Here is a 24,578-nt window from a genome sequence, read left to right on the forward strand (position 1 = left end):
GACACCCCAGCCCAACGCCTCGCCACCCTCCTCAATCAAGCTGCGTAGCCACGTTGCACTAGCCACTTGACTTTGAGGGCGCTCCGGCCGCCACTGCGTTACGAACGTGAGCGCACAATCGATTCCGTGATTGTCGCGTTCAGCATCAGCCCGACGGGCGGGGATGAAACCGGAAGTGTCGGCGCCGCGGTGGCCGAAGCGGTGCGGGTGGTGCGGGCTTCGGGCCTGCCCAACGAGACCAATGCCATGTTCACCAACATCGAAGGTGAATGGGACGAGGTGATGGCCGTGGTGAAGCAGGCCGTGGAAGTTGTGTCCGCCGTGTCGCCACGCGTCAGCCTGGTGTTGAAGGCCGATATCCGTCCCGGCTATACCGGGCAGCTCACCGCGAAGGTCGAGCGCATCGAGCAGGCCTTGGCCGACTAGTTCGATTTCGGGTCGTCATCGAGCGGTTCCTCGGCGACGATCTGGACGTTGTCCTCGATCGGCGGGGTCCAGTTGCCCGCCATCGGCGCTCCGTAGCGCGCCGCGTAGGGAACGCTGAGGTCCACCAGGCCCGGGTCCTTTCGCCACCGCCGGAGGCCCGTGGCGACGATGAAGAGCAGTGCCGCCACGATGAAAGACGATGAGGGCGATCTTCAGGACCAGCATGCTCAGGAGCGCACCAGGCGGGCGATGGCAGCCGATGCCTCGGCCAGCTTGGCCTCGGCCTGATCTCCGCCTTCGGAGACGGCCTGCGTCACGCAATGTCCGAGGTGCTCGTCCAGCAGGCCGAGTGCCACGGACTGCAGCGCACTGTTGACGGCGCTGATCTGGGTGAGGACGTCGATGCAGTACTTGTCCTCGTCGATCATCTTGGCGATGCCCCGGACCTGGCCTTCGATCCGGCGCAGCCGTTTGGCGTAGTTCTCCTTCTGCGCCGAGTAGCCATGTGCACCCGAGTTGTCAGCCGCGTCCATGACATCAGTATACGGGTACCCCACAGGGGTATCCATATCCTTTTGGCCGGGCGAAATGGTGCCAACGGGCCGCCCCTGGGCCGGATACGCTCGACGCGATGTCACAGCCACCCTGGCCTGGCCCGTACAGCGAGCCCCCGGCCTATCCCCCGTATGGCTGGCCCGTTCAACCACAGCCCCAGCCGGCAGAGCCGCGCGCCCGCTCCGGGCTCGGCACCGCCGTCACAGTGGTCAGCATGATCCTCACCGTCGCACTGTGGATCGTCGCCGTGCTCGGCGCCGCAGCGGCCGCGTGGCTGTCGTTGTTCTTCGGGATGTCGACCGACGTCTGCCACGCGACGTGCGGCCCGACCCCCTATGACGATCAGGTCTATCCGACCACCTTCGGCTGGATCGGCGGCGGACTGATTGCGGGGTTCAGCGGGAGCGTCATCATGGTGTTCTTCACCCGCCGGTGGCTGTGGGTATGGCCCCTCGTGTCGATCGTGTGCACCATCGTGGGATTCCTGATGGGGCTCGACCTCACCATCAAGTCCACCGAGTGGACCGGCTGAACACATACCCCCTTGGGTATCAGAAGAATTTGGGCGGCTAACAAAGCGGGAGGCATACTTACCTGCATGTCTGCCGAGACCCCTGACATCAAGCCCCGCAGCCGCGACGTCACCGACGGCCTGGAGAAGACCGCAGCCCGCGGAATGCTCCGCGCGGTAGGGATGGGCGACGACGACTGGGTCAAGCCGCAGATCGGCGTCGGGTCGTCATGGAACGAGATCACCCCCTGCAACATGTCCTTGCAGCGCCTGGCGCAGGACGTCAAGAACGGTGTGCACGAGGCCGGCGGCTACCCGCTGGAGTTCGGCACCATCTCGGTGTCCGATGGCATCTCGATGGGCCATGAGGGCATGCACTTCTCGCTGGTCTCCCGCGAGGTGATCGCCGACAGCGTCGAGACCGTGATGCAGGCCGAGCGCCTGGACGGCTCGGTCCTGCTGGCGGGTTGCGACAAGTCGATCCCCGGCATGCTCATGGCCGCGGCCCGGCTGGATCTGGCCTCGGTGTTCTTCTACAACGGCTCGATCATGCCCGGCGTCGCCAAGCTGACCGACGGCACCGAGAAGGAAGTCACCATCATCGACGCCTTCGAGGCGGTCGGCGCATGTGCGCGCGGGCTGATGTCGCGCGAGGACGTCGACATCATCGAGCGGGCCATCTGTCCGGGTGAGGGCGCCTGCGGCGGCATGTACACCGCCAACACCATGGCGTCCGCCGCCGAGGCCCTCGGTATGTCGTTGCCGGGCAGCGCATCTCCGGTGGCCGTGGACAAGCGGCGCGGCGAGTACGCCCGCAAGTCGGGCGAGGCGGTCGTCGAGATGCTGCGCCGCGGCATCACGGCGCGCGACATCCTCACCAAGGAAGCCTTTGAGAACGCCATCGCCGTCGTGATGGCCTTCGGCGGTTCCACCAACGCGGTGCTGCACCTGCTTGCGATCGCCCGCGAGGCCGAGGTCGAGCTGACGCTGGACGACTTCACCCGCATCGGGGCCAAGGTCCCGCACCTGGCCGACGTGAAGCCCTTCGGCCGTCACGTGATGAAGGACGTCGACCAGATCGGTGGTGTGCCGGTGGTGATGCGTGCGCTGCTGGATGCCGGTCTGCTGCACGGTGATTGCCTGACCGTCACCGGCAAGACCATGGCCGAGAACCTCGCTCACATCGCGCCGCCCGACCCGGACGGCAAGGTGCTGCGGGCGATGAACAACCCGATCCACCCCACGGGCGGGATCACGATCCTGCACGGCTCGCTGGCCCCCGAGGGTGCCGTGGTGAAGTCCGCAGGGTTCGAGTCCGACGTGTTCGAAGGCACCGCAAGGGTTTTCGAGCGCGAGCGGGCTGCCCTGGATGCGCTGGAGGACGGCACCATCACCCACGGCGACGTCGTGGTGATCCGCTACGAGGGCCCCAAGGGCGGCCCTGGCATGCGCGAGATGCTGGCCATCACCGGCGCCATCAAGGGCGCCGGGCTGGGCAAGGACGTGCTGCTGATGACCGACGGCCGGTTCTCCGGCGGGACGACGGGCCTGTGCGTCGGGCACATCGCCCCGGAGGCCGTCGACGGCGGGCCGATCGCGTTTGTGCGCGACGGCGACCGGATCCGCCTCGACGTGGCGAACGGGACGCTCGACGTGCTGGTCGACGAGGCCGAGTTCGAGGCCCGCAAGGCCGGTTTCGAACCGCTGCCCCCGCGCTACAAGACCGGCGTGCTGGCCAAGTACACCAAACTGGTCCAGTCCGCCGCCGTCGGCGCTGTCTGCAACTAAAAGAACCCGGCACGCTACGGACCGTCGGCATTTCGCCGACGGTCGCGGGCCGGTAGAGTGACGTCGGGCGTGCAGGAACGCCCGACGTCCGGTCGAAGAGGCCCAGCCTCCCTGCACACTGAGTTGCCTTGTGACCGACCTCTTCTCAGCCCGATTGCGGACGCGGGTGCGTGAGAGGAGGCCGTCATGGCCAGCCGTCTGCCGAGCAATCCCTCGATCGACCACCTACGGGTGGAAGCCCGCAAGCTGCAGCGCGCGAATCGCATCCCACTGCACGAAGCCCAGTTCGCCGTCGCTCGCGACTACGGTTTCAGCAGCTGGCCCAGGCTCGTGCACTACCTGCGCGACGCGGCCGCACTCAGCGTCGACCCCGGCGCACTCGATGAGGACACCCTGGGTGCCGCGGACCGGTTCAGTTCATGGGCATCGTTGCGCTACAACGAAACCGACGCACCGCCGCGCCGGGATGCCGCCGCGGCCCTACTCGCCGCCGAGCCCGATCTGGTCGACGCCCATGTCTGGGCCGCCGCGTCGGCGGCAGATCCGGTGGCGCTGGCCCGCCATCTGACAACCCGGCCCGCACTGGCGAACACCGGTGGCGGTCCGTTCGGCTGGGTTCCGCTGATGTACCTGTGCTATTCACGAGTTCCGTTGAGCCGCAACGCCGACGAGGTGCTCGCGGCCGCAACCCTGCTGCTCGATGCCGGTGCCGACCCGAATGCCGGATACCTGTGGTGCGGGCTGTCGACACCCTTCACGGTGCTGACCGGAGTTTTCGGCGAGGGCGAGCAAGGTCCACGGCGTCAGCCCCGGCACCCGTTCGCCCCCGAACTGGCCACGTTGCTGTTGACCAGGGGTGCGCATCCGGTCGACCAGCAGACGCTCTACAACCGGATGTTTCGCGCCGACGATTCACACCTGGAACTGCTGTTCGCGCACCGACTCATCGACGCCGGGCCGAGCCCATGGGAGCTGCGGCTGGGCGAGGCAATGGAATCCCGTGACGAGATGTGGCGGCGCCAGGTCACCTGGGCTGCCGAGCACGCCTTCACCGACCGGCTCGACCTGCTCGCCCGGCACGGAATCGACGTATCCGGAGTGGATGTGGTCGCTCCGGTGTTCCCCGACGACCCGAACGCCGTCGACGACGAAGGTGCGACAGCCCTGCACCAGGCCGCCTGGGCCGGCGACCTCCCGCTGATCCGGCGCCTCCTCGACGCCGGGGCCGATACGACGATCACCGACCGGCGCTTCGGCTCGACGCCGCTGGCCTGGGCCGAGCACGCCTACCAGACCGAGGCCGCGGACGTGCTGCGTCGGCACGTCATGCCGGCCCCTTCGGACCACGACGGATGATGGCGGCGAGCTGCTCACGTGAGCTGGCGCCCACCCGCTGGCAGGCCCGGTAGAGGTGACCTTCCACGCTGCGCACCGACATCACCAGCCGCTCTGCAATCTGCTTGTTGGACAGGCCCGCAACGACGAGTTCGACGATCTCGCGCTGCCTGCCGGTCAGCGGCTGACCGGCCGGGTTGCGCAGCGCCGGGGTACACAGCCCGCCGCATTCGTCGGCGCCCTCCTGCGCCACGGCAGCCGCGTAGGCGCTGCGCTTGCCCTGACCATGGCGACCGAACGCGACCGCGGCCTGCGCGGTGGCGTCGGTGGCGGTGGCCCGGTCACCGATGGCGCGGTAACCCTCTGCGGCAGCAAGCAATCCGGCACCATCGTCGGCCGCCAGTGCCTCGATGTGGCGCGCCACCGTTTCGGCCAGCGGCAGTTTCAGCGTGTCCGCCAGCTCCCGTGCGCGCGCCGCGCCCGCGGTGTCTCCCCACTGCGCGGCCGTCTGCAGGCACAGCAGTTCATGCGTCGGCTGTTCACGTCGCGCCGCGTCGCGGCCCGCTTTGCGCACCATCTCGATGGCGTCGGTCAACGCGCCGCCGGCGGCCAGCGTCCACCCGGTGGCCACCGACATCGCGGTACCCATGAACACGTAATCCTCCGGCACCCGCTGCCGGGCCCGGGCCAGCGCTTCGGTGGCCGCGTCGGCCTGGCCGAGTTTGGCGTACGCCTCGGCCAGAGAAAAGCAGCTGGCAACCCGTAAACCCGTTGTTATTTCATGTGTTTCGGCACCGGCATACGCCTCGTGCAGGTGCTTGACGGCAGCGGCGAGATCGGCCCGGACCAATTCAGCGTGGCCGAGCAGGTAGGCGAGGTTGGCATAGGCGAGGCCGGGAACATCACGTGCCGACTCGTCCAACCGGGCTGCCATCGCCAGACATTCGTCGATGCGGCCGGTCAGTCGGCAAGCACGGCCGTGAACCGCGCCGAACCAGAATCGTATCGGCGAGGATTCGAATGATGTGATGGCCCGCGCGATAGCCTGCTCGGCGACGTCGGGGATCTCATCGACGTGTCCGAGGGCGCCGAGCGCCATCATCAACGCGAGCGAGGCCATCATCGCGTGCAGGTCGGGCAGCCCACCGGAATCCAGGGCGGCCCTGGCATTCTTCTCGGCACTCGCACATTGCCCGAGTACGGCGTCGACACAAGCCTGCATCGCCAGGCGTTCCATCCGCTGCTCATCGGATTCGTTTGTGCCAGTCAGGTTTTCCAATATGGCACCGGCACCACGAGGCCTGCCCAGGATCCAGGCCAGGTTGGCCGCCCGCACTGTCGCCCAATGATGGCTGTCCGGCCTGCCGTCGGTGCTGATATCACTCAGGACCGCCTCGGCGTCGTCACCTCGGCTCAGCAAGAACAACGTCATGGCCCGCATCGGCGCGGCCTCCGGTGCACCGCATTCGCCTGCGGCAGCGGCGAATCGGTTCGCGGCATCGGGATCGAGCAGGACTGCGGCGCACCGTGCCGCAGTCAGATACAGCTCAGGATCAGGTGGCAGGTCGGAGTGCAGCGTCAGGAGCGCCCGGCGCACCGTCGCGCGCATATCCCCGTCGGGCTCCGACGCCAGCCGCCGCGCGAGCTCCCCACGGATTTTCGACAGGTGTATCTCACCGGCGGTGGCCCTACGCAATTCGCCGTACAGCGGATGAGCAAGCGTGGCCACCAGACCACGTCCGGCGCGTTCGACCGTGACCAGATGCATCTGCTCGGCGGCCTCCAGGTCGGCCTGATCGACCAGGTCAACCAGGACGTCGACGCTCAGCGGCTCGCACTGCGAAAGCGTGTCCAGCACCAGCGCCATACCGGGTTCGAGTTCGCCCAGTCGGCGTCCGACCATGTCGGTGATGCTCTGGGATACCGCCACATCTCCGTCCCACATCCACACCCCGGCGGATTTGTGCATCCGCCCGGCGGCGATCTGGTCCTTGACCAATTGCAGCAGGTACAGCGCGTTGCCTCCGGTGAGTTTCCAGAAGCGGCGCGTGCTGCGGCTGTCGACCGGTCCGGCGACCGCGGATTCGACCAGCACGGCGGCCGCGGTGGCGGACAGCGGTTCGAGGTCTATCCGGTCGAGCAGGCTGTCCTTCCACAAGGCGGTCACCGCGTCGGGTTCCGGACCGCCGGAACGCGCGGTGACGACGAGACGCACCCCCTGCGTCTGCGCCAGTTGGTGTACGACATGCGCGGACAGCGGGTCGAGCAGGTGGGCGTCGTCGATGCCGATGACGACCTTGCCCATGCGCTGCTGAGCGACGAAGGAATCGATCAGGCGCCGCACGTCCGGCAACGGGTCGCACATGCCCTGGCTGATCGATCCCGTGAATGCTCCGAGCGGGATGGCCCGCGCCGATTCGGTTCCGACGAACCAATTGGTCCGGTGCCCGGACGCCGCGGCATGGCTGAGGGCCTCCCGGGCCAACCTGGTCTTGCCGACGCCGGCACTGCCGACGATCACCACACCGTGATGGGTTCCCGGCCCACCAAGGGAACGACGGATCGCCGCCAGTTCTTCTTCCCGCCCCGCCAGCTTCATCTCAGCAGTTCGTACCCGCCATCGCCGTCATCGGAAGTCCTGCGTTTGCCCAGGATATGGCGCGAAACCCGGACCGGGGCGCAAATTGACGCATCCTCAGATACCAGGGTCGGCCCGGGCGCGCAGATCTCCCTCCCAGCCGGGATCCGGCTGGCCTCTCAGCGGCGCCTACCGGCCACTGTGCCGGTCAGGCATGCCGCGCTTCAGAATTGCGCACCCGCATCCCGAAATACATCGCGTTGAAGCCCAGCACCATCACGAGCGCACCGCTGATCACGTGCGACCAGATCATGCCTGCGGTCGGTCCACTGACAAACACCCACGGCGAGATGATCAGCCACACACCGAAGATCGGCAGTGTCCAGGTCATGCCGTGCGCCCGGTCCAGCGCGAAGCTGAAGCACATTGACAGGAACGCGATCGCCCCTCCGACGATCAGATCGTTGACCGTCAGCCTGTTGAAGGCGTCGAAGCCGACGATCCAGGGTGACAGCGCGACGTACATCGCCGTCAGCAACGTCAGGCCAAAGGTGACCTGCGCGGCCATCGACTCTGCGACACGGTCATAGCTCGCCCTCAGGGCCATGATGTCCGGGTGTAGGTCGATTGATGAATGGACTGTACTCATTTCATATCCTTTCCGTTACACGGCAAGGCGTTTGGGCCCCACCGCACCCATCCATCGCCTTCCAGATTACGCCGCAAACGGCCTGGCGGCGCCGGCTGAAGACGACCCCGGACGGCCGCCCGGTACAGTCGTCTCAATGCGGTGGCGCAGCAACGCCCGAACGGACGACCCCACCGGCGCACGTCAGCAACTCGGCTGGTTCGCAACGCTGTTCGCGATGGCGTTGGTTTTCCACTACTCCGACAGCCAGCCCCTCGCGGTGGCGCCGGCATTGGTGGCCGGCCTGCCCGCCCTGATCTTTCCGGGCTCGGTGGCCGCCGCCGGTCTGGCTGTGGCGGCCGGCGCCACGGTGGCCGTGCTGAGCCTGCCTGCCGCGTCGAACCATCTGATGTTGAGCCTGCTGGTCGCGGTCGCGCTCGCGACGGCGGCGTTATGGGCGCTGGCGGTCCGGAACCGGCCGGGTGTGCCGGACAGCTTTGCCGAGCGCTGGCTGGATGCCGCACGCAGCCCGGTCGGCCTGGTATTGCTCGTCGTCTACCTGTTCACCGTCTTCGACAAGTTGAACACCGCCTACTTCACCCCGGCGACCTCATGTGGTGGCGACCTGTTCGGCCAGCTGATCTGGCTCAACGGCTTCGGCAACGTGGTGCCGGGTCCGGCTGTCGGGCAGTTCGTCGCCGTTGTCGCGGTCGTGATCGAGGCCGCCATTCTCGGGTTGCTGGCGGTTCCACGCCTGCGGTTCTGGGGCGTGCTGCTGGGTGTGGGCTTCCACTCGATCCTGGCGCTGGCCTCGTTCTATGACTTCGCCACGGTCGTGTTCGCGGTGTACGTGCTGTTGGTCCCGACCGAGGTGTTCGCGACCCTGGCGCCCCGAACCACTGCGCTGCGCCGGGTAGCGCTCACGGGTTTCGCGGCCCATGTGCTGCTGAGTGTGGTGTCGAGTTCGGCCGAGTCGCCGGCCAGCCCGATCGGCCTGCCGTGGCACACCCTGCTCGTACTCACCTGGGCCATCGCCGTGATCCCGTTCATGGTCGCGCTACTGCGCGGCTACCGCACCACACAGGCGACCGGCGTCCGCGCCCCGAACTGGCACCTGCGCCCCCTGGTGCTGCTCGTCGCGCCGCTGCTGGCGCTCGCCAACGGGGTCACCCCGTATGTGGGGCTCAAGACCGTCGCGAACTTCTCGATGTTCAGCAACCTGCACACCGAGGAAGGCACCACCAACCACCTGCTCCCGGGCGTCACCGCCCTAGAGCTCGCGGGTTACCAGCGCGACACCGTCACCGTGGTCGGGCTGGAGTTGCCCGCGCATCCGGGCGACATGACATACCTTCGCCGGCAGACCCGCTGGATGTCCGAAGATCCTCCGGTCCGCATCCCCTGGCTCGAGCTGCGCCGCACGGTGCTGCTGTGGCGGGACGCCGGCCTCACCGGCATCCGGATCGCCTACCTGCACGACGGACCGCCGCGGGTGGTGAACGACGCGACGAACGATCCGGTTCTCACGGCACCCCTGCCGTGGTGGCAGCGGCACCTGCTCGCCTTCCGCGCCGTCGACTCCGGTTCGGGCGCCGACGTCTGCCGCTGGTAACCCGGCACCGCGGGTGCAGAATCGCGGAATGGACATCGCAGATCGGCTGAAACTCGATGTACCGGTGCTCCAGGCGGGCATGGGCGGCGGCATTGCGGGTGCACCGCTGGCCGCCGCGGTGTCAGCGGCCGGCGGACTGGGCACCTTGGGGCTCCTGCCGCCCAGGCAGCTCAAGTCGGCCATCTCGACGGTCCGAGAACAGGCTCCCGGCCGTGCGGTCGCGGTGAATCTGTTGATGCCGTTCACCCGCCGCCCCCACATCGACGTCTGCCTGGAAGCCCGGATCGATATCGCTGTGATGGCCTTCGCGATCGATCGAGCTTTGATCCAACGGCTCTCAGACGGTGACGTGTTCGTCATGGTGATGGTCGGCACCGAAGAGCAGGCCACCGAGGCGCTGGCCTGCGGAGCCGACGGATTGATCGCACAGGGCCGTGAGGCGGGCGGGCACCTGGTCGGCACCGTGGCGCAGGCCGACTTCTTGCCAAAGGCGTTGGCATTGTCGGGTTCCCGACCGGTCTTCGCCGCGGGTGGCATCGCCACCGCGGCCGATACCCGCGCGGCGCTCGGCGCCGGCGCCGCGGGTGCGCTGGCGGGCACGCGGTTCCTGCTCACCCACGAGTCCGGTGCCCATCCGGTGTACCGGCAGCGAATCATCGATGCGGACAGCACAATCGAGACGACCGTGTTCGGTCTGGCCTGGCCGGAACGACACCGCGTGATCCCGAACGCCATGACCCGGCGCTGGTGCCGCCCGGACGGGAGCGCACGCCGGCTGCCTGCGGCGATCAACAAATACAGTGCGCCGCTTTCCCGGATTCCCGACCGCGGCGACGGTGCGCTGATGCACCTGCAACACCCGGCGCTGCCGTTCCTCACCCCGATCACGCTCACCGCAGACATGCCGGCGCACTGGGCGGACCGGGCCGCGCTGTACGCCGGCGAGACCGCGTTGCGATTGGACCGCGTCACGTCGGCCGCGCAGGCTGTCGCCGATCTCGCGCCCTAGACCCCAACGCCGCGTTCGTAGCGCAGTGGCGGCGCCCGGCCCGATATTCCGCCGCAGCGCTACGTACGCGAAATGTCAGGCGACGCCGACGCGTTGCGGGTTTCGGTAGATCTCGGCCTGCGCCGCGATCACATCGGGGGTGGGTAGCGGCTCGGCGCTGTCCAGGTACACGCCGCCGGCCCGCAGGGTGTCGTCTACCAGCAGCCAGATCCACCGCACCAAATCGGCCACCAGCCGGTCCTGCGCGGTGGAGCCGGGCTGGTCGAGCCACCGGCCGGTCGTCGATTCGACCAGCCCGACGATGGCGAATGCCAACGGCTGCGGATCGGTGTCGACTCCAAAAGCGTTGAGGTACAACGTGAACAGCGCACCGAGCTGGGTACCGATGGTCAGCCTGATGTCCGCGATGGCGTCGGGCGCCGAGCCGTCTTCGCCGAGTGAGCACCGGGCCAGGTAGCGGTAGAGGTTGCGGTGCTCGACGAGGAACCCTACGTGGGCGCCGACGCTGGCTTCGATGATCTGGGCCATCGAACCGTGCGGTGTCCACAGTGGGGCGAGTTCGGTGTTGAGCATCTCGGCGGCGCGCTGCGCGATCGCGCGCTGCAGGTCGGCGGCGCCGGCGAAGTGCCGGTAGAGCTTGGTGCGGGTGACACCGACGTGGGCGGCGATCTGCTCGGTCGAGGTCTGCGGACCGTGTTCGGCGATCGCGGACAGTGCGGCGTCGACGAATTCCGCCCGCCGGCGTTCCCGCTGGCCCGCCCATCTCCCAGTTGTGCCGCTTTCCACAGATACACCCTAGCCAATCAAGTGGTACATGACGTACCATTCGCGTAACTGGTACGTCATGTACCACTTGATTTTGAAGGGAACGACGCAGATGGACGCGGTAATCGCACTTCGCAAAGCAGCGGGCCTGCCGGCCGTCGCCGAACCGTTGGCGCCTGCCGAGGACTACGGCTTCTTCGGCCCGGATTCGGTCACCTGGAAGGTGTGGAGCTACCCCACCTCGCTGCTGATCGGCTTCTCCCGCGCGGTGACCATCGAGCACCTCGACCCGTTCCTGGCCGCCGCGGTCGACGCCACCGGGCAGGTCTACGCGCGCACGCGACTGCGCTACGACCGGACCATGCAGTACTTCGCCCTCGTGGCCTTCGGCGATGCCGAGTCGGTCCTCGATGCGTCCGAGATCCTGGTCAAGATCCACTCCAAGGCCGTCGGCACCGAGCCGATCACCAAGCGCCCGTTCGACGCCAACGATCCGCACTCCCAGCTGTGGATCCACCTGACCGCGTGGCACTCGATCCTCTACAGCTACGAGATGTTCGGCCCGGGCAAGCTCTCGCCGGCCGAGGAGAGCCAGTACTGGGAGGAATGCGCGCGAGCCGCGGAGTTCCAGACCATCAATCCCGACGACGTGCCGCGCACCCGTGAGGGTATCCGCGAATACTTCGAGAGCAACCGGGCCGATCTGGTCGGCTCCGAAGTGGCCCAGCGGATGATGGATTACCTGGTCGACCTGGGCTATCACATCCTGCCCGAGCGGATGCCGCACTGGCTGCGCAAGGCATTCAACGTCCCGATGCGCGCCGCCATCATCGCGACCATGCCGCAGTGGATGCGGCGGTTGGGCGGTATCCCGCAACGCCGGATCGCCGACGTCGCGGCACGCGCTGTGGTGCGCCCCTTTCTGAAGGCCGTCGCCGCCTATCCGCGGCTGGAACTGGCGATGCTGGACCTGACCACACCGCACACCACCGCGATCGTCGGCCCCACACTGCTGGGCATCCCGGCCAAGAACACCGTGACCTACTCCCCGGCCGAGGCCAGGGCCAAATGGGACCGGACCACTCCGTTCGAGCAGTACGCTGCGATCGTGGCCAAACGGGAGACGGGCGACGGCCCCACCCCGTATGCCCACAACCACCACGACGCACTGGTGCAATTCGACAAGAGCGCGAGCTGAGATGACCGAAACGCAGATCGACGAGGCCCTCGAGGAACTCGTCGAGGGCGAAAAGACCTGGGCTTCCCTGTCATTGGCGGCCCGCCGCGGATTGCTCGACGAGGTGCGCGCACTGACGGTGCGCCATGCCGCCGAGTGGGTCGACGCTGCCGTCGGGATCAAACAACTGGACCCGTCCTCGCCGCTGGTCGGCGAGGAGTGGATGTCCGGCCCGTACTCGCTGGCGGCCGGGCTGGGCGCCCTGTCGGAGAGCCTGGCGAAACTCGAATCGGGCCGCAGCCCGCTCGACGGTGCCGAGTTCGGTTACGCCCCGGGCGGCCGGACCACGGTAAAGGCCCTGCCGCTCAACACCTTCGACCAGCTGCTGTTGTCCGGGTTCAGCGCCGAGGTATGGCTGCAACCCGGGATCGAGAAGGCCGAGGCAATTCGGTCGGCCGGTCTGGCCCAACGCGACCCGTCCCGCACCAACGGCGTGGGCGCGGTTCTGGGCGCGGGCAACATCTTCTCGATCGCCCCGCTGGACACCATCTACGAGCTCTACGCCAATAACCGCGTCGTGGCCCTCAAGCTCAACCCGATCACCGATCCATTGCTGCCGGTGCTGACCAAGGTGCTGGCCCCGTTCATCGCGATCGGCGCGGTACGCATTCTGACCGGCGGAGCCGAGGCCGGCACATATCTGGTGCGGCACAAGCTCGTCGACCACGTGCACATGACGGGTAGCGCCCTGACCTACGACGCCATCGTGTTCGGCACCGGGGAAGAGGGTGCCCGGCGCAAGGCGGCCGACGAGCCGGTGCTCGACAAGGAGATGACCGCCGAACTCGGCGGGGTGTCGCCGACGATCGTCTTGCCCGGCACGTGGAGCAGGGCCGACATCGAGTTTCAGGCCAATCACGTTGCCACGCAACGACTGCACAACAACGGTTACAACTGTGTGGCCGCGCAGGTGGTGGTGCTGCCCAAGCACTGGGCGCAGCGCGACGAGTTCATCGCCGCCGTCCGCAAGGCCGTCAACGACGCGCCGGCCCGGGCCGCCTACTACCCCGGCTCCGACGTCAGGGTGGCCAGCGCGGACACGTCGTATCCGGATGCACAGCACCTGGGCTCGCGGGGTGCCCGGGTCCTGGTGGTCGATCCGGCCGACCGCGAAGCATTGTTGTGCACCGAGTACTTCGGCCCGGTGCTCGGTGTGATCGAACTCGACGTCCCGGATGAGCAGTTCGCCGAGGAGGCCGTTCGGGTCGCCAACGACGAGTTCGTCGGCACCCTCGGAGTGAACATCATCGCCCACCCGGACACCCTCGCCGGCCTCGGCGAGAAGTTCGACCGCCTCGTCGAGCAGCTGCGCTACGGCACCATCGCGATCAACGCCTGGACCGGCGTCGGCTACCTGACACCGACGGCCACCTGGGGAGCGTTCCCCGGACACAAACGCAACGACATCCAGAGCGGAACCGGCGTGGTGCACAACGCTTTTCTGCTCGACCGCCCGGAGCGCACCGTGGTCCGGGGCCCGTTCCGGCCCGCGCCGCGTTCGGTGTTCCGCGGCGAGTGGTCGTTGTCGCCGAAGCCGCCGTGGTTCGTCAACAACCGCACCGCGGCGACGACAGGCCGATTGCTGGTGGACTTCGCCGGAGCACCCGGATGGGGCAAGCTGCCGGCGATCTTCGCGTCGGCGCTGCGGGGATGATTGCTTCCGCCTGAATATTATTGGCGGATATGCGCACCCCTCCGGCGTCGGTCAATGACGAACTGATCGCCCAAGCCCTTGCCGACCATTGGTCGCTGGCCGTCGAAGACATCGAGCACCTTCCGGTGGGCGGCGGCGCCCACCATTGGCGGGCCACCGGGGCCGGGGGCACACTGTTCGTCACCCTGGATCAGCTCGGGACGCGGCACTCGGCAGCATCATTGGAAGGCGCGTATGCCACGGCCGCCGAACTTGCGGCCGGCGGCCTGGAGATGGTGTGCGCCCCGTTGCGTAACGGGCTGGGGCGGTTCACCCTCGATGCCGGCGTCGGCATTCTCAGCGCGACGCCCTGGCTGGACGGTCATTCGCCCACCGAAGTCGAGTACCGCGCACCGGCGCACCTGACGAAGGTCATCAACGCACTCGACTCGCTTCACGCAACGACCGCCCGCGGGCCGCTGCGGGATTGGTCGCCGCGCGTCGCGTCCGACTTCGCCCAGGAGGTGCGGTTTCGCACTGAGCACCCGTGGCACTCGGGGCCGTTCGGCGAAGCGGCCCGCACCGCGCTGGCCGCGCACGGTTCCGACATCGAATGCTGGACCCAGCGCTACCACGAACTCACGCAGCAGGCGCAAAGCCGACGGCACACCTGGGTACCGACGCATGGGGAGCCGCACGAGGGCAATCAGGTGGTGCACGGCACTTTCCTGAAACTCGTTGACTGGGAGACCGTTCGGTTGGCTCCCCGGGAACGGGATTACTCAGATCTGATCGCCGCGGGCTGCTCCGACCGGCTGGGTGCCGACCCGCTCATGGTCGAGTTGTTTGCGCTCGATTGGCGACTCAGCGAGATCACCGAGTACGCGGACTGGTTCGCCGGGCATCACGTCGGCAGCGAGGACGACGAGGAGGCGATACAAGGGCTGCACGAGGAGTTGTCCACCCAGCTACCGCTCGGCGACTGATCACAGGCTAGGCAGGAACGACGGGCGTGCGCAGCAACCGCTGCGCACAGTCCAGCAGTACCCGGTGCAGCTCCTCGTCGGTGACGTCGTTGAGCGCCGGATCGGTCGCGCTGCCGTAGACGCCGGCGGCGAGCACCGACATACAGATCCGGTCGGCGGCGTCGGGGTCGGGACCCAGCAGGATCCCGGTGAGCCGTTCGATCGTGTCCTGGAGTTCGGCGCGACTGTGCACCAGGCTGTCGATGACGGGATCGCCGTGGAACACCGCGGTCACCCGGCGATGCCGCACCGCCATCTCCACCATGCCGCTGACCGCGGCCTCCCGCCGGGCCTCCGGCGTGGACATCGCCTCGGCGATGCGGACCAACCGCATCATGTCGTCGAAGACCGGCTGGATGACCGCCAGCGCGATCTCGTCCTTGGAATGGAACTGGTAATAGACGGCAGCCTTGCTGACGCCGAGGCGGTCGGCGATCATCTGCAGCGACGTGCCGTTGACACCGTGCTCGGCGAACAGGCTCAACGCCGCTTCCAGCACCCGCTCGCGGGCAAAGCCACGCGGCGCCACAGCCTTTGCCACACCTGTCCCTTCGTCGCGCTGAGCGTACCCAAGGGTGCTAGATCACACCGTCAATTAAACGAACTAACTTGATCGAAGTTAGCCGACTGTATAGGTTTCACTTTACATCCGGCAAGGAGAGCTGCGGGGAGGAGTGCTGATGTCGAGCTCATGCGTGGCGCACCCGTCGGACCTCCTCGACACCTATCTGATGACAGCCGTCGAGACCGGCGCCGAGCAGGTGGTTTTCCTGGCCTCCGATCTGGACCCGCGTCCTTATCAACTGCCCTGGCCCGCCGGCACCACCGTCTACGTCGTCGACGACCCGGCGATCCTCGAGGTCAAGACCGACGCCCTGGCCGGCACCACACCCACGGCTGACGTGCGCGGTGTCCCCGCCAACATCAGTGGAGACTGGCCCGCCGCGCTCACCGGGGCCGGATTCGACGCCGACCGGACCACCCTGTGGAGCGTGGAAGGCGTACTACCCTTCATCCCATTGGATGAGCAGCGTCGGCTCGTCTCCGACATCACCGCCATGAGCGCGCCGGGCAGCCGGCTGATCTCGGAGATATCGGTCAGTCCCTTCCGGGACGATTCCGGCGAGGAAGTCGCCGCTGATGTCGACGTAGAAAGAAGTTGGCGGGAATCCGCCGACGCCGACATGATCACGAAGTGGCAATGGAGCTTCGCAGCTAGCCGGTACGTCACCGCGTACCTGACCTCCGAAAGGCCGACCAGCGAATATGAAGCTGTTGAGACGGTTCTGGATTCCGTTCATCATCATCGTGGTGGTGTTGGTGGGCGGGTTCACGGTGATGCGGGTACGCACGTTCTTCGGCGCAGGCGGCGGCTCCGGCATCTCCAGCGCCAAGGTCGATGACACCAAACCGTTCGACCCCAAAGTCGTGGTCTATGAGATCTACGGCGAGCCCGGCGCCACCGCGGACGTGAACTATCTCGATCTCGACGCTCAGCCCCAGCGCATCGACGGGGTGACCCTGCCGTGGACGCTGCGGTTGGAATCCACCGCACCGTCGGTGTTCCCCAACATCGTGGCGCAGGGCGACGGCAGCACGATCAGCTGCCGCATCACCGTCGATGACGAACTCAAGGACGAGAGAACCTCCAACGGCGTGAACGCCCAGACCTTCTGCTTGGTGAAATCTGCATGAGCAATTACGACACCCCGACCGACTCGATCCCGGTCGCCTCCGCACCGCAGCACAGCAACCACGGCGGCATCGCCAAGTGGATCCGGCGCCTGGCCATCCCGATCATCCTGGCGTGGATCGCCGTCATCGCGTTCCTGAACGTGATCGTTCCCCAGCTCGAGGAAGTGGGGAAGATGCGTTCGGTGTCGATGACGCCGGACGATGCGCCGTCGATGATCGCGATGAAGCGCGTCGGCGAGGTGTTCCAGGAGTTCAAGTCCAACAGCTCGGTCATGGTCGTCATCGAGGGCGACAAGCCGCTGGGCGATGACGCACACAAGTACTACGACCAGATCGTCGCCAAGCTCGAGGCCGACAAGAAGCACATCGAGCACGTCCAGGATTTCTGGGGCGACCCGCTGACCGCGTCCGGCGCGCAGAGCTCCGACGGCCTGTCGGCCTACGTGCAGGTCTACACCGCCGGTAACCAGGGCGAGGCGCTGGCCAACGAATCGGTCGAGGCCACCGAGAAGATCGTCCAGAGCGTCCAGGCGCCGGACGGCGTCAAGGCCTACGTGACCGGCCCGGCGGCGATGGCCGCCGATCAGGAGATCGCCGGTAACCGCAGCCTTGAGATGATCACCGCGCTGACGTTCGTGGTCATCATCGTCATGTTGCTGTCGGTCTACCGCTCCATCGTGACCGTGATCCTCACCCTGTTCATGGTGGTGTTGTCACTGTCGGCCGCCCGCGGCCTGGTGGCGTTTCTGGGCTACTACAACATCATCGGGCTCTCGACATTCGCCACCAACCTGTTGGTGATGCTGGCCATCGCGGCCTCCACGGACTACGCGATCTTCCTGATAGGCCGATATCAAGAGGCTCGAAGTGTCGGTGAAGACCGAGAGTCGGCGTACTACACGATGTTCCACGGCACCGCCCACGTCATCCTGGGCTCGGGCCTGACCATCGCCGGCGCCACGTTCTGTCTGCACTTCACGCGCCTGCCCTACTTCCAGTCGCTCGGTATCCCGCTGGCCATCGGCATGGTCATGGTGGTGCTGGTCGCGCTCACCCTCGGCTCGGCGATCATCACGGTGGCCACCAAGTTCGGCAAGACGCTGGAACCCAAGCGGGCCATGCGGACCCGCGGTTGGCGCAAGATCGGTGCCGCGGTGGTGCGCTGGCCCGGACCGATCCTGATCGCCACCATCGCCATCTCGCTGATCGGTCTGTTGACCCTGCCCGGGTACAAGACCAACTACAACGACCGCAAGTACCTGCCTGCCGATCTGCCGGCCAATACCGGCTACGCCGCCGCCGACCGGCACTTCTCCCCGGCCCGGATGAACCCCGAACTGCTGCTGATCGAGAGCGATCACGATCTGCGCAATTCCGCCGACTTCCTGGTGATCGAGCGGATCGCGAAACGCATCGTCGGAGTGCCGGGCGTCTCCCGGGTCCAGGCCATCACGCGCCCGCAGGGAACGCCGATCGAGCACACCTCGATCCCGTTCAACATCAGCATGCAGGGCACGACCCAGACCATGAATCAGAAGTACATGCAGGATCGCATGGCCGACATGCTCAAGCAGGCCGACGAAATGCAGATCACCATCGACACGATGGACAAGATGATCGCGCTCATGGAGCAGATGCGCGACGTCATGAACAGCATGGTCGGCAAGATGCACGGCATGGTCGACGACATCAAGGAACTCCGCGACCACATCTCGGATTTCGACGATTTCTTCCGGCCGATCCGCAACTACCTGTACTGGGAACCGCACTGCTACGACATCCCGATGTGCTGGTCGATGCGCTCGGTGTTCGACACCCTCGACGGCGTCGACACCATGACAGCCGATTTCGAGCAGATCGTCCCGGACATGGACAAGATGAACGCCCTCATCCCGGTGATGATCGCGAACATGCAACCCATGATCGCGACCATGAAGACGATGAAGACCATGATGCTGACCATGCAGGCCACCCAGGGCGGCATGCAGGATCAGATGGCGGCGATGCAGGACAACTCCACCGCCATGGGGCAGGCCTTCGACAAGGCGAAGAACGACGACTCGTTCTACCTGCCGCCGGAGACCTTCGACAATCCGGACTTCAAGCGCGGCATGAAGATGTTCCTGTCCCCGGACGGGCATGCGGTGCGGTTCATCATCAGCCACGAGGGCGACCCGATGAGCCCCGAAGGGGTCGCTCACGTCGAACCCATCAAGCTGGCCGCCAAGGAGGCGATCAAGGGCACCCCGCTGGAGGGATCCAAGATCTACCTCGGCGGTACCGCGGCCATGTTCAAGGACATGCAGGAAGGCGCCAACTACGACCTGCTGATCGCCGGAATCGCCTCGCTCTGCCTGATTTTCATCATCATGCTGATCCTCACGCGCAGCATGGTGGCCGCCGCGGTCATCGTCGGCACGGTGGTGCTGTCCCTCGGCGCATCCTTCGGTCTGTCGGTGCTGATCTGGCAGCACCTGATCGGCCTGGAATTGCACTGGATGGTGCTGGCCATGTCGGTGATCATCCTGTTGGCCGTCGGTGCGGACTACAACCTGCTACTGGTCGCCCGGTTCAAAGAGGAGATCCACGCCGGCTTGAACACCGGCATCATCCGCGCCATGGGCGGCACCGGGTCGGTGGTCACCTCGGCGGGCCTGGTGTTCGCGTTCACCATGATGTCGATGGCGGTCAGCGAGCTCGCCGTGATCGGCCAGGTCGGCACCACGATCGGCCTGGGCCTGCTGTTCGACACCCTGGTCATCCGGTCCTTCATGACCCCGTCGATCGCGGCCCTGATGGGCAAGTGGTTCTGGTGGCCGCAACGGGTGCGTCAGCGGCCCAAGCCCGAGCCCTGGCCCAAGCCGGTCCAGCGCGAGCCGCAGGACTCCCTGGCCTAGTAGCTCCCCCAGCACCCCGAGCGACCGTGTCTGTACGCCAACACACTGTGAATTGCGTACATTCGCGGTCGCTCGCGGTGTTTGAGGGGGCGGTTACCTAACCAGCGCGACAGCGAAGCCGTCCCAGCCCTTGGTACCCACAGTTTGGATGGCGGCCGTATCCAGTCGCGGATGGCTACCCATCATCTCCAGCATGTCGCGCACGGCACGCGCCTGCTGGTCGTCGGCTGCGGGCGCCAGTACCCGCCCGAACCGGGTTACGTTGTCCACCACGATGATCGAGCCCGGCCGGCCCAGTTTGATGGCCCACTCGACGTAGTGGACGTTGTTCTCCTTGTCGGCGTCGATGAAGGCGAGGTCGAAGACGTCGCCACGCTCGGCCAACCGGGGCAGCGTGTCGAGGGCGGCACCGACGATCACCTCGACGCGGTCGGCGACACCGGCCCGGACCAGATTGGCCTGGGCCACCTCGGCATGGCGCGGCTCGTACTCGAGCGTGACGACGCTGCCGTCCGGTCCGACGCCGCGGGCCAGGTTGATGGTGCTGTAACCGGCGAGTGTGCCGATCTCGAGCGCCCGTCGCGCCCCGGAGATCGTGGCCAGCAGCGACAACAGCTTGCCGTGCTGGGCCGACACCTCGATGGCGGGCATGTCGGCGTCCTGTGCGGATTGGCGCGCCGCGGCCAGCGCCTCGTCCTCGGTGCGCAGTACCTCGTTGAACATGAGGTCGACATCGCGGGGTTCGGTCATGTGCGCCAGGCTAGCCGCAGATTCAGACCACACCTTCTTTTCCGTAGACCATCCGAAGCACCAGCCCGACCTCCGGCCCCATGATCGCTGTGCACAGCTCGATGTGGGTCGCGACGAAGTCCGGTCCGTGGGGCGGGTCCGCATGGCTCAGGTGATGGGCAAGTTCGTGCAGTACCACCAACTCCCGCAGTGCCCAGGTGTCGCGCTCGGGCACGGCGATGACGGCTTTGCCGTCGATCAGCTCGTAGTGCGCAGCAGTCACGCCCCGACGGCGACGCACGGCGACCGGATCAGCACCGACCCGGGCGACGACGTCGTCGACGTAGCGCTGCACCGAGTCCACCGACCCGAATTTCGCCTCCGGAGGCAAGGTGAGCGAGGTGCCGAAAAAGTCGATGGCCCGCGAACTGTGTTGTGCCGCACGGTCGAACATGGTCCGCACGAACTGCTCCGCGGCATAGACGCGGGCCCGCTGGGTGTCGCGCGCGCTCACTGCTCCAGGGCGCCGCGCGCGCCGGAGATCTCCTGGCTCCCCCCGAGACGGGCGTGGCGACCGGCACGGTCCCCGGCCCGGCGCGCCGCCGACGAGTACCCGGCCGACGCATTCGTCGCGCGCCAGGTTCCGCGGGCCTGGGACGCCGATCGGTAGAAGCTCTTCAGCTCGACATCCTTGTTCCGCAACGCGATTGCCGTTCCGGGGCGGTCATTGCGGTCGGCCTCCTGCTGGGCCTCCTCTTTGGCTTCCGACAACCGCTGCCCGATGCGGGCTCCGAACGCCAACTGGAAGTTGAGCCGGGCGGTGATGGTCGGCGTCGGGCGGTGCGCACCCGAGGAGATGTAGCCGTGGGACGCCTTCACCATCTGGAGCACCAGGCTGGTGTAGAGCGCGTGGGTGGCGTCGATGTCCTCGGCGAACCCGTAGGCGTAGACGAACGTCGAGTTGGACGCGACGTCGCACTTCACATCGTTGGCCATGCCGATCACCACGAACAGCTGCACATACGTGCGCAGACCCTTGGTGCCGGCCTCCCCGATGGTGATGGTGCGTTGCACGGGCATCTGCGCCTTGGTGCGTTCGGCCGAGTGGGACCGGGCCAGTGCCAGGTCGATGGATGTCGCCGTGGCCAGCCGTTGAGCCGCCGCCATGAACGCTTCGGCCTCATGGGTGTTGTCGGTGCCTTCAGCCTGACGCAACAGTGCTGCGATCCGCGCCAACATCTTGTCGTCGCTCACGCGACAAACCTAGCCATCTGCACCGACAAACTTGCCGACCGCGTCCACCACCTGCGGTGACAACGATCCAGGCTTGCCGTAGTTGGCGATGCTGTCGGTGGGATCGTCGCGCAGTACGTGGTTGACGCCCTTGAGCTCGACGAGCGTGAGCGCGGTGTGCTTGAGCGCGTCGATCAGCGGGCGCTCGATCTCGCAGCTGGCCTGGGAGTCGGAGTCCGAGCAGGTGAGCAGCACAGGCATGCCGTCGGGCAGCGCAGCGGCCAGCTTCAGCGGGTCGATCTTGTCGGCCTCGATGATGGCGTTGAGGTTGTCCTTGTTGACGATCGCGCTCAGGCCCTCGGGGAGATTCGCGGGCACGGTCCCCTTAGTGCGGATCTCGTCCACGGCGCCCAGCCAGGCCGTCAGCACCTCGGGGGTGGCGCCGGAACGCACACGATTGGTGATGATGTCCAGGTAGCGGCCGGACAGCGGCTGAAACAGCGCCAGCGAGTGAACCTTCGGATCGCCGGCACTGGCCAGGGTCATGGCATGGATGGCACCTTCGCCCACCGCGTAGATCGACAACTCGGCCGCGTCGGTATCGGGCCGGCCGGCCAGGAAGCGCAGCGCGGCGGCCGCCCCGCTGGTGTACACGCCGCTGACCACCTCGGTGGGTTTCTTCTCGTAGGGGCCTAGCTTGGTGGCACCGGTGCCGATCTTGTCGTAGCGCAGGCTGGCAACACCCTTGTCCGACAACGTTTCTGCGAGCTGACGCATGTTGCCGACGGGTCCGACGACCTTGTTGTCGCCGTTGCGGTCGGTGGGCCCGCTCTCGGAGATCAGGAGTGCGGCCGGGCCCTTGGCCTCCCGGTGGCGGTAGGTCCCGTGGATCGTGAGACCGTCGGCGTCGAACGTGATGTCGGTGTCGGTCCACGCCGGTTGCCGGCCTTCGTCCGACGCTTCCCTCGAACCGCAGCCGGCCACCAGCAGCACTGAAAGTAGTACCGCCACAGCCTTTCTCACAGGTGCGTCTCGATCCAGGTCGTCACGTCGTCGAGAACAAGCTCCTTCTCGGGCTCGTTGAACACCTCGTGGAACAGGCCCGGGTACACCTTCAGGTGCACGTCCGGCGATCCCACACATTCCACGAGGTGGCGGCTGCCGTCGGCGGACACCAGGCGGTCCTTCTCGCCGTGCACCACCAGCAGCGGCGCGGTCAGGGCCGAGGCTCGCTGCGGCATCGTCTCGCCCACGATCATCAGCGCCCGGGCGATGCCCGCGGGGACCTTCCCGTGCCACACCAACGGATCGGCCTTGTAGGCCGCCACCACCTCGGGATCGCGGGACACCGCGTTGGCGTCGAGATTCTCCACGGGCAGCCCGGGGGCGATCTTGCCGAGCACCTTGGCCACGGCCGCCAGAGCCGACGACACCGCTGCCTGCGCGGCCACCGCGGGCCCGGACAGCACCATCGCGGTGTATTCATCGGGATATTCGACGCCGTAACTGAACACGATGGCGCCACCCATGCTGTGCCCCAGCACGAGGAGCGGGAGCTGCGGGTACTCGGCGGCGGCGATGCCGACCAGCGTGTGGAAGTCTCCGACGTACTCGGACATGTCGCGCAGGTACACCCGCTTGCCGCCGGAACGGCCGTGACCGCGGTGGTCCAGGGCGTAGACGACCAGCCCTGCCTGCCCGAACCGCTGCGCGACGTGGTGGTACCGCCCGGCGTGTTCGCCCAGGCCATGAGAGAGGACGACCACGCCTCTCGGCGCGATGTCGGGCGTCCATACGTCGTAGACGATGCGGACCCCGCCGACGCCGTCGAAGGTCTGTTCACTGCGCGTGCTGGTCACCCTGGCGAGAGTATTCGATCGAAGTTGTCGGGGGTGCTGCGTAAGCTCGCGAATGTGACGGTCCTCGCTCACCGCCTAGACGACGACAGCCCGGCCGATGCGTTCCTGGCCGACGCCCAGCGCTACCGCCGTGAGCTGTTGGCGCACTGCTACCGGATGACGGGCTCACTGCACGATGCCGAGGACCTGGTGCAGGAAACCTACCTGCGCGCCTGGAAGGCCTACGGCGGTTTCGAGGGCAAGTCCTCGGTGCGCACCTGGTTGTACCGCATCGCCACCAACACGTGTCTGACGGCGTTGGAGGGCCGGCAACGCCGCCCGCTGCCGTCGGGGCTGGGCAATCCGAGTTCGTCGCCCACCGACGAGATCTCCGAACATCACGAGATCCCGTGGCTGCAGCCGCTGCCGGATTCCAGCGACGACCCGGCGGATCCCAGCACGATCGTCGGGACCCGTGATGCGGTGCGGCTCGCGTTCGTCGCAGCGCTGCAGCATCTGTCAGCGCGCCAACGCGCGGTGCTGGTGATGCGTGAGGTACTGCAGTGGAAGGCCGCGGAAGTCGCCGGAGCCATCGGCACTTCCACAGCCGCGGTCAACAGCCTGTTGCAGCGGGCCAGGGCCCAACTCGACGCTGTGGGCCCCAGCCAGGACGACGAGATCGACCCGCCGGACTCCCCACACGCCCAGAACCTGCTGCGCAACTACATGGCCGCGTTCGAGGCCTACGACATCGACAAGCTGGTCGAGCTGTTCACGGCCGAGGCCGTCTGGGAGATGCCGCCGTTCGACACCTGGTACCAGGGGCCGCAGGCCATCGGCGACCTGTCCCGGTACAAATGCCCGGCCGAGGAACCCGGGGACATGCGGTTCATCGCGACGAGCGCCAACGGCCAGCCCGCCGCGGCGATGTACATGCTCAACCGCGAGACGGGCCGGCACGAGGCGTTCCAACTGCATGTCCTCGAGGTACGTCCCGAAGGGATCTCACATGTGGTGGCCTTCATGGAGCAGTCGCTGTTCGAGAAATTCGGGCTGCCGGCCTCACTCTGACTCGTAGGCCGCC

At 66.9% G+C, this 24,578-nt stretch carries 24 protein-coding genes; 13 read left to right on the plus strand and 11 right to left on the minus strand.

What is annotated here, in order from left to right:
* Positions 1 to 126: 126 nt before the first annotated feature.
* Positions 127 to 426: a thiamine-binding protein gene (locus tag ACZYZ7_RS13010; protein ID WP_135451499.1), complete on the plus strand. Its 300-nt coding sequence runs from the start codon at positions 127 to 129 to the stop codon at positions 424 to 426.
* Here ACZYZ7_RS13010 and ACZYZ7_RS13015 read toward each other — a convergent pair.
* The gene (locus ACZYZ7_RS13015; RefSeq protein WP_463741078.1) at positions 423 to 614 is read right to left on the minus strand and encodes a hypothetical protein; all 192 of its coding nucleotides are present in this window, start codon (positions 612 to 614) and stop codon (positions 423 to 425) included. The two genes, ACZYZ7_RS13010 and ACZYZ7_RS13015, sit on opposite strands and share 4 nt — an antisense overlap.
* Before the next feature lie 39 nt (positions 615 to 653).
* The gene (gene ricR / locus ACZYZ7_RS13020) at positions 654 to 959 is read right to left on the minus strand and encodes a copper-sensing transcriptional repressor RicR (protein WP_044514570.1); all 306 of its coding nucleotides are present in this window, start codon (positions 957 to 959) and stop codon (positions 654 to 656) included.
* Between the two features lie 98 nt (positions 960 to 1,057).
* Here ricR and ACZYZ7_RS13025 point away from each other — a divergent pair, with 98 nt between their 5' ends.
* The 3 genes from ACZYZ7_RS13025 to ACZYZ7_RS13035 all read left to right on the plus strand — a co-directional run bounded on the left by ACZYZ7_RS13025 (position 1,058) and on the right by ACZYZ7_RS13035 (position 4,636).
* Entirely contained in the window at positions 1,058 to 1,513 is a 456-nt protein-coding gene (locus ACZYZ7_RS13025; protein WP_450070801.1) for a hypothetical protein, read from the plus strand.
* 66 nt (positions 1,514 to 1,579) lie between these two features.
* Positions 1,580 to 3,280: a dihydroxy-acid dehydratase gene (gene ilvD, locus ACZYZ7_RS13030; protein ID WP_463741079.1), complete on the plus strand. Its 1,701-nt coding sequence runs from the start codon at positions 1,580 to 1,582 to the stop codon at positions 3,278 to 3,280.
* A gap of 186 nt (positions 3,281 to 3,466) precedes the next feature.
* Positions 3,467 to 4,636, plus strand: coding sequence for an ankyrin repeat domain-containing protein (locus ACZYZ7_RS13035; RefSeq protein WP_463741080.1), 1,170 nt, complete (start codon positions 3,467 to 3,469; stop codon positions 4,634 to 4,636).
* Here ACZYZ7_RS13035 and ACZYZ7_RS13040 read toward each other — a convergent pair.
* Both ACZYZ7_RS13040 and ACZYZ7_RS13045 read right to left on the minus strand, forming a co-directional pair.
* Positions 4,605 to 7,214, minus strand: a complete 2,610-nt coding sequence (locus ACZYZ7_RS13040) for a LuxR C-terminal-related transcriptional regulator (RefSeq protein ID WP_463741081.1) — start codon at positions 7,212 to 7,214, stop codon at positions 4,605 to 4,607. The two genes, ACZYZ7_RS13035 and ACZYZ7_RS13040, sit on opposite strands and share 32 nt — an antisense overlap.
* A gap of 187 nt (positions 7,215 to 7,401) precedes the next feature.
* Positions 7,402 to 7,842 (minus strand): SPW repeat protein, encoded by a 441-nt coding sequence (locus ACZYZ7_RS13045; RefSeq protein WP_135451493.1) that lies wholly within the window; start codon positions 7,840 to 7,842, stop codon positions 7,402 to 7,404.
* 136 nt (positions 7,843 to 7,978) lie between these two features.
* Here ACZYZ7_RS13045 and ACZYZ7_RS13050 point away from each other — a divergent pair, with 136 nt between their 5' ends.
* Together ACZYZ7_RS13050 and ACZYZ7_RS13055 are read left to right on the plus strand one after the other, a co-directional pair.
* Positions 7,979 to 9,433 carry a hypothetical protein gene (locus tag ACZYZ7_RS13050; RefSeq protein WP_463741082.1) on the plus strand — a complete coding sequence of 485 codons (1,455 nt, stop codon included), beginning with the start codon at positions 7,979 to 7,981 and terminating at the stop codon, positions 9,431 to 9,433.
* A gap of 28 nt (positions 9,434 to 9,461) precedes the next feature.
* Positions 9,462 to 10,442, plus strand: a complete 981-nt coding sequence (locus tag ACZYZ7_RS13055) for a nitronate monooxygenase (protein WP_463741083.1) — start codon at positions 9,462 to 9,464, stop codon at positions 10,440 to 10,442.
* A 75-nt stretch (positions 10,443 to 10,517) separates the two neighbouring features.
* Here ACZYZ7_RS13055 and ACZYZ7_RS13060 read toward each other — a convergent pair whose 3' ends face one another.
* Complete coding sequence (locus ACZYZ7_RS13060) at positions 10,518 to 11,228, minus strand: TetR/AcrR family transcriptional regulator (RefSeq protein ID WP_463741084.1); 711 nt, start codon at positions 11,226 to 11,228, stop codon at positions 10,518 to 10,520.
* A gap of 91 nt (positions 11,229 to 11,319) precedes the next feature.
* Here ACZYZ7_RS13060 and ACZYZ7_RS13065 point away from each other — a divergent pair, with 91 nt between their 5' ends.
* From ACZYZ7_RS13065 to ACZYZ7_RS13075, 3 genes are read left to right on the plus strand one after another with little or no spacing between them, the layout of a single operon-like run.
* The gene (locus ACZYZ7_RS13065) at positions 11,320 to 12,405 is read left to right on the plus strand and encodes an oxygenase MpaB family protein (RefSeq protein WP_463741085.1); all 1,086 of its coding nucleotides are present in this window, start codon (positions 11,320 to 11,322) and stop codon (positions 12,403 to 12,405) included.
* A gap of 1 nt (position 12,406) precedes the next feature.
* Positions 12,407 to 14,098: an aldehyde dehydrogenase family protein gene (locus tag ACZYZ7_RS13070; RefSeq protein ID WP_463741086.1), complete on the plus strand. Its 1,692-nt coding sequence runs from the start codon at positions 12,407 to 12,409 to the stop codon at positions 14,096 to 14,098.
* A 29-nt stretch (positions 14,099 to 14,127) separates the two neighbouring features.
* Entirely contained in the window at positions 14,128 to 15,063 is a 936-nt protein-coding gene (locus ACZYZ7_RS13075; protein ID WP_463741087.1) for a phosphotransferase family protein, read from the plus strand.
* A gap of 7 nt (positions 15,064 to 15,070) precedes the next feature.
* Here ACZYZ7_RS13075 and ACZYZ7_RS13080 read toward each other — a convergent pair whose 3' ends face one another.
* Positions 15,071 to 15,643 (minus strand): TetR/AcrR family transcriptional regulator, encoded by a 573-nt coding sequence (locus ACZYZ7_RS13080; RefSeq protein WP_135451487.1) that lies wholly within the window; start codon positions 15,641 to 15,643, stop codon positions 15,071 to 15,073.
* A gap of 139 nt (positions 15,644 to 15,782) precedes the next feature.
* Between ACZYZ7_RS13080 and ACZYZ7_RS13085 the strand changes: the two genes are divergently transcribed.
* The 3 genes from ACZYZ7_RS13085 to ACZYZ7_RS13095 are packed head-to-tail and all read left to right on the plus strand — an operon-like array spanning position 15,783 to position 19,694.
* Positions 15,783 to 16,505: a class I SAM-dependent methyltransferase gene (locus tag ACZYZ7_RS13085; RefSeq protein WP_463741088.1), complete on the plus strand. Its 723-nt coding sequence runs from the start codon at positions 15,783 to 15,785 to the stop codon at positions 16,503 to 16,505.
* Positions 16,423 to 16,797 (plus strand): MmpS family transport accessory protein, encoded by a 375-nt coding sequence (locus tag ACZYZ7_RS13090; RefSeq protein ID WP_450070814.1) that lies wholly within the window; start codon positions 16,423 to 16,425, stop codon positions 16,795 to 16,797. Before ACZYZ7_RS13085 ends, ACZYZ7_RS13090 begins: the two co-directional genes overlap by 83 nt.
* Positions 16,794 to 19,694, plus strand: a complete 2,901-nt coding sequence (locus ACZYZ7_RS13095; RefSeq protein ID WP_463741089.1) for an MMPL/RND family transporter — start codon at positions 16,794 to 16,796, stop codon at positions 19,692 to 19,694. Before ACZYZ7_RS13090 ends, ACZYZ7_RS13095 begins: the two co-directional genes overlap by 4 nt.
* A gap of 93 nt (positions 19,695 to 19,787) precedes the next feature.
* On the opposite strand, the gene ACZYZ7_RS13100 is transcribed toward ACZYZ7_RS13095, so the two are convergent.
* The 5 genes from ACZYZ7_RS13100 to ACZYZ7_RS13120 are packed head-to-tail and all read right to left on the minus strand — an operon-like array spanning position 19,788 to position 23,515.
* On the minus strand, positions 19,788 to 20,444 hold the full coding sequence (locus ACZYZ7_RS13100) for an O-methyltransferase (RefSeq protein ID WP_450070816.1): 657 nt from the start codon (positions 20,442 to 20,444) through the stop codon (positions 19,788 to 19,790).
* 22 nt (positions 20,445 to 20,466) lie between these two features.
* Entirely contained in the window at positions 20,467 to 20,937 is a 471-nt protein-coding gene (locus tag ACZYZ7_RS13105) for a TIGR04338 family metallohydrolase (RefSeq protein WP_450070817.1), read from the minus strand.
* Positions 20,934 to 21,677: a DUF2786 domain-containing protein gene (locus ACZYZ7_RS13110; protein ID WP_135451481.1), complete on the minus strand. Its 744-nt coding sequence runs from the start codon at positions 21,675 to 21,677 to the stop codon at positions 20,934 to 20,936. Before ACZYZ7_RS13110 ends, ACZYZ7_RS13105 begins: the two co-directional genes overlap by 4 nt.
* Positions 21,678 to 21,686: 9 nt before the next feature.
* Positions 21,687 to 22,679 carry an alpha/beta fold hydrolase gene (locus ACZYZ7_RS13115; RefSeq protein WP_463741090.1) on the minus strand — a complete coding sequence of 331 codons (993 nt, stop codon included), beginning with the start codon at positions 22,677 to 22,679 and terminating at the stop codon, positions 21,687 to 21,689.
* Positions 22,676 to 23,515, minus strand: a complete 840-nt coding sequence (locus ACZYZ7_RS13120; protein ID WP_450070818.1) for an alpha/beta hydrolase — start codon at positions 23,513 to 23,515, stop codon at positions 22,676 to 22,678. The genes ACZYZ7_RS13115 and ACZYZ7_RS13120 overlap by 4 nt, the downstream gene beginning before the upstream one ends.
* Positions 23,516 to 23,539: 24 nt before the next feature.
* Between ACZYZ7_RS13120 and ACZYZ7_RS13125 the strand changes: the two genes are divergently transcribed.
* Positions 23,540 to 24,565 (plus strand): sigma-70 family RNA polymerase sigma factor, encoded by a 1,026-nt coding sequence (locus tag ACZYZ7_RS13125; protein ID WP_135451478.1) that lies wholly within the window; start codon positions 23,540 to 23,542, stop codon positions 24,563 to 24,565.
* Positions 24,566 to 24,578: the final 13 nt, after the last annotated feature.

Source organism: Mycobacterium sp. IDUB_17 (assembly GCF_055419465.1).

Coding starts and splice junctions, on each gene's coding strand:
- ACZYZ7_RS13040 (WP_463741081.1), bottom strand. CDS start 7,214: ATGAAGCTGGCGGGGCGGGAAGAAGAACTGGCGGCGATCCGTCGTTCC.
- ricR (WP_044514570.1), bottom strand. CDS start 959: ATGGACGCGGCTGACAACTCGGGTGCACATGGCTACTCGGCGCAGAAG.
- ACZYZ7_RS13075 (WP_463741087.1), top strand. CDS start 14,128: ATGCGCACCCCTCCGGCGTCGGTCAATGACGAACTGATCGCCCAAGCC.
- ACZYZ7_RS13085 (WP_463741088.1), top strand. CDS start 15,783: ATGTCGAGCTCATGCGTGGCGCACCCGTCGGACCTCCTCGACACCTAT.
- ACZYZ7_RS13055 (WP_463741083.1), top strand. CDS start 9,462: ATGGACATCGCAGATCGGCTGAAACTCGATGTACCGGTGCTCCAGGCG.
- ACZYZ7_RS13100 (WP_450070816.1), bottom strand. CDS start 20,444: ATGACCGAACCCCGCGATGTCGACCTCATGTTCAACGAGGTACTGCGC.
- ACZYZ7_RS13095 (WP_463741089.1), top strand. CDS start 16,794: ATGAGCAATTACGACACCCCGACCGACTCGATCCCGGTCGCCTCCGCA.
- ACZYZ7_RS13050 (WP_463741082.1), top strand. CDS start 7,979: ATGCGGTGGCGCAGCAACGCCCGAACGGACGACCCCACCGGCGCACGT.
- ACZYZ7_RS13035 (WP_463741080.1), top strand. CDS start 3,467: ATGGCCAGCCGTCTGCCGAGCAATCCCTCGATCGACCACCTACGGGTG.
- ACZYZ7_RS13025 (WP_450070801.1), top strand. CDS start 1,058: ATGTCACAGCCACCCTGGCCTGGCCCGTACAGCGAGCCCCCGGCCTAT.
- ACZYZ7_RS13045 (WP_135451493.1), bottom strand. CDS start 7,842: ATGAGTACAGTCCATTCATCAATCGACCTACACCCGGACATCATGGCC.
- ilvD (WP_463741079.1), top strand. CDS start 1,580: ATGTCTGCCGAGACCCCTGACATCAAGCCCCGCAGCCGCGACGTCACC.
- ACZYZ7_RS13070 (WP_463741086.1), top strand. CDS start 12,407: ATGACCGAAACGCAGATCGACGAGGCCCTCGAGGAACTCGTCGAGGGC.
- ACZYZ7_RS13065 (WP_463741085.1), top strand. CDS start 11,320: ATGGACGCGGTAATCGCACTTCGCAAAGCAGCGGGCCTGCCGGCCGTC.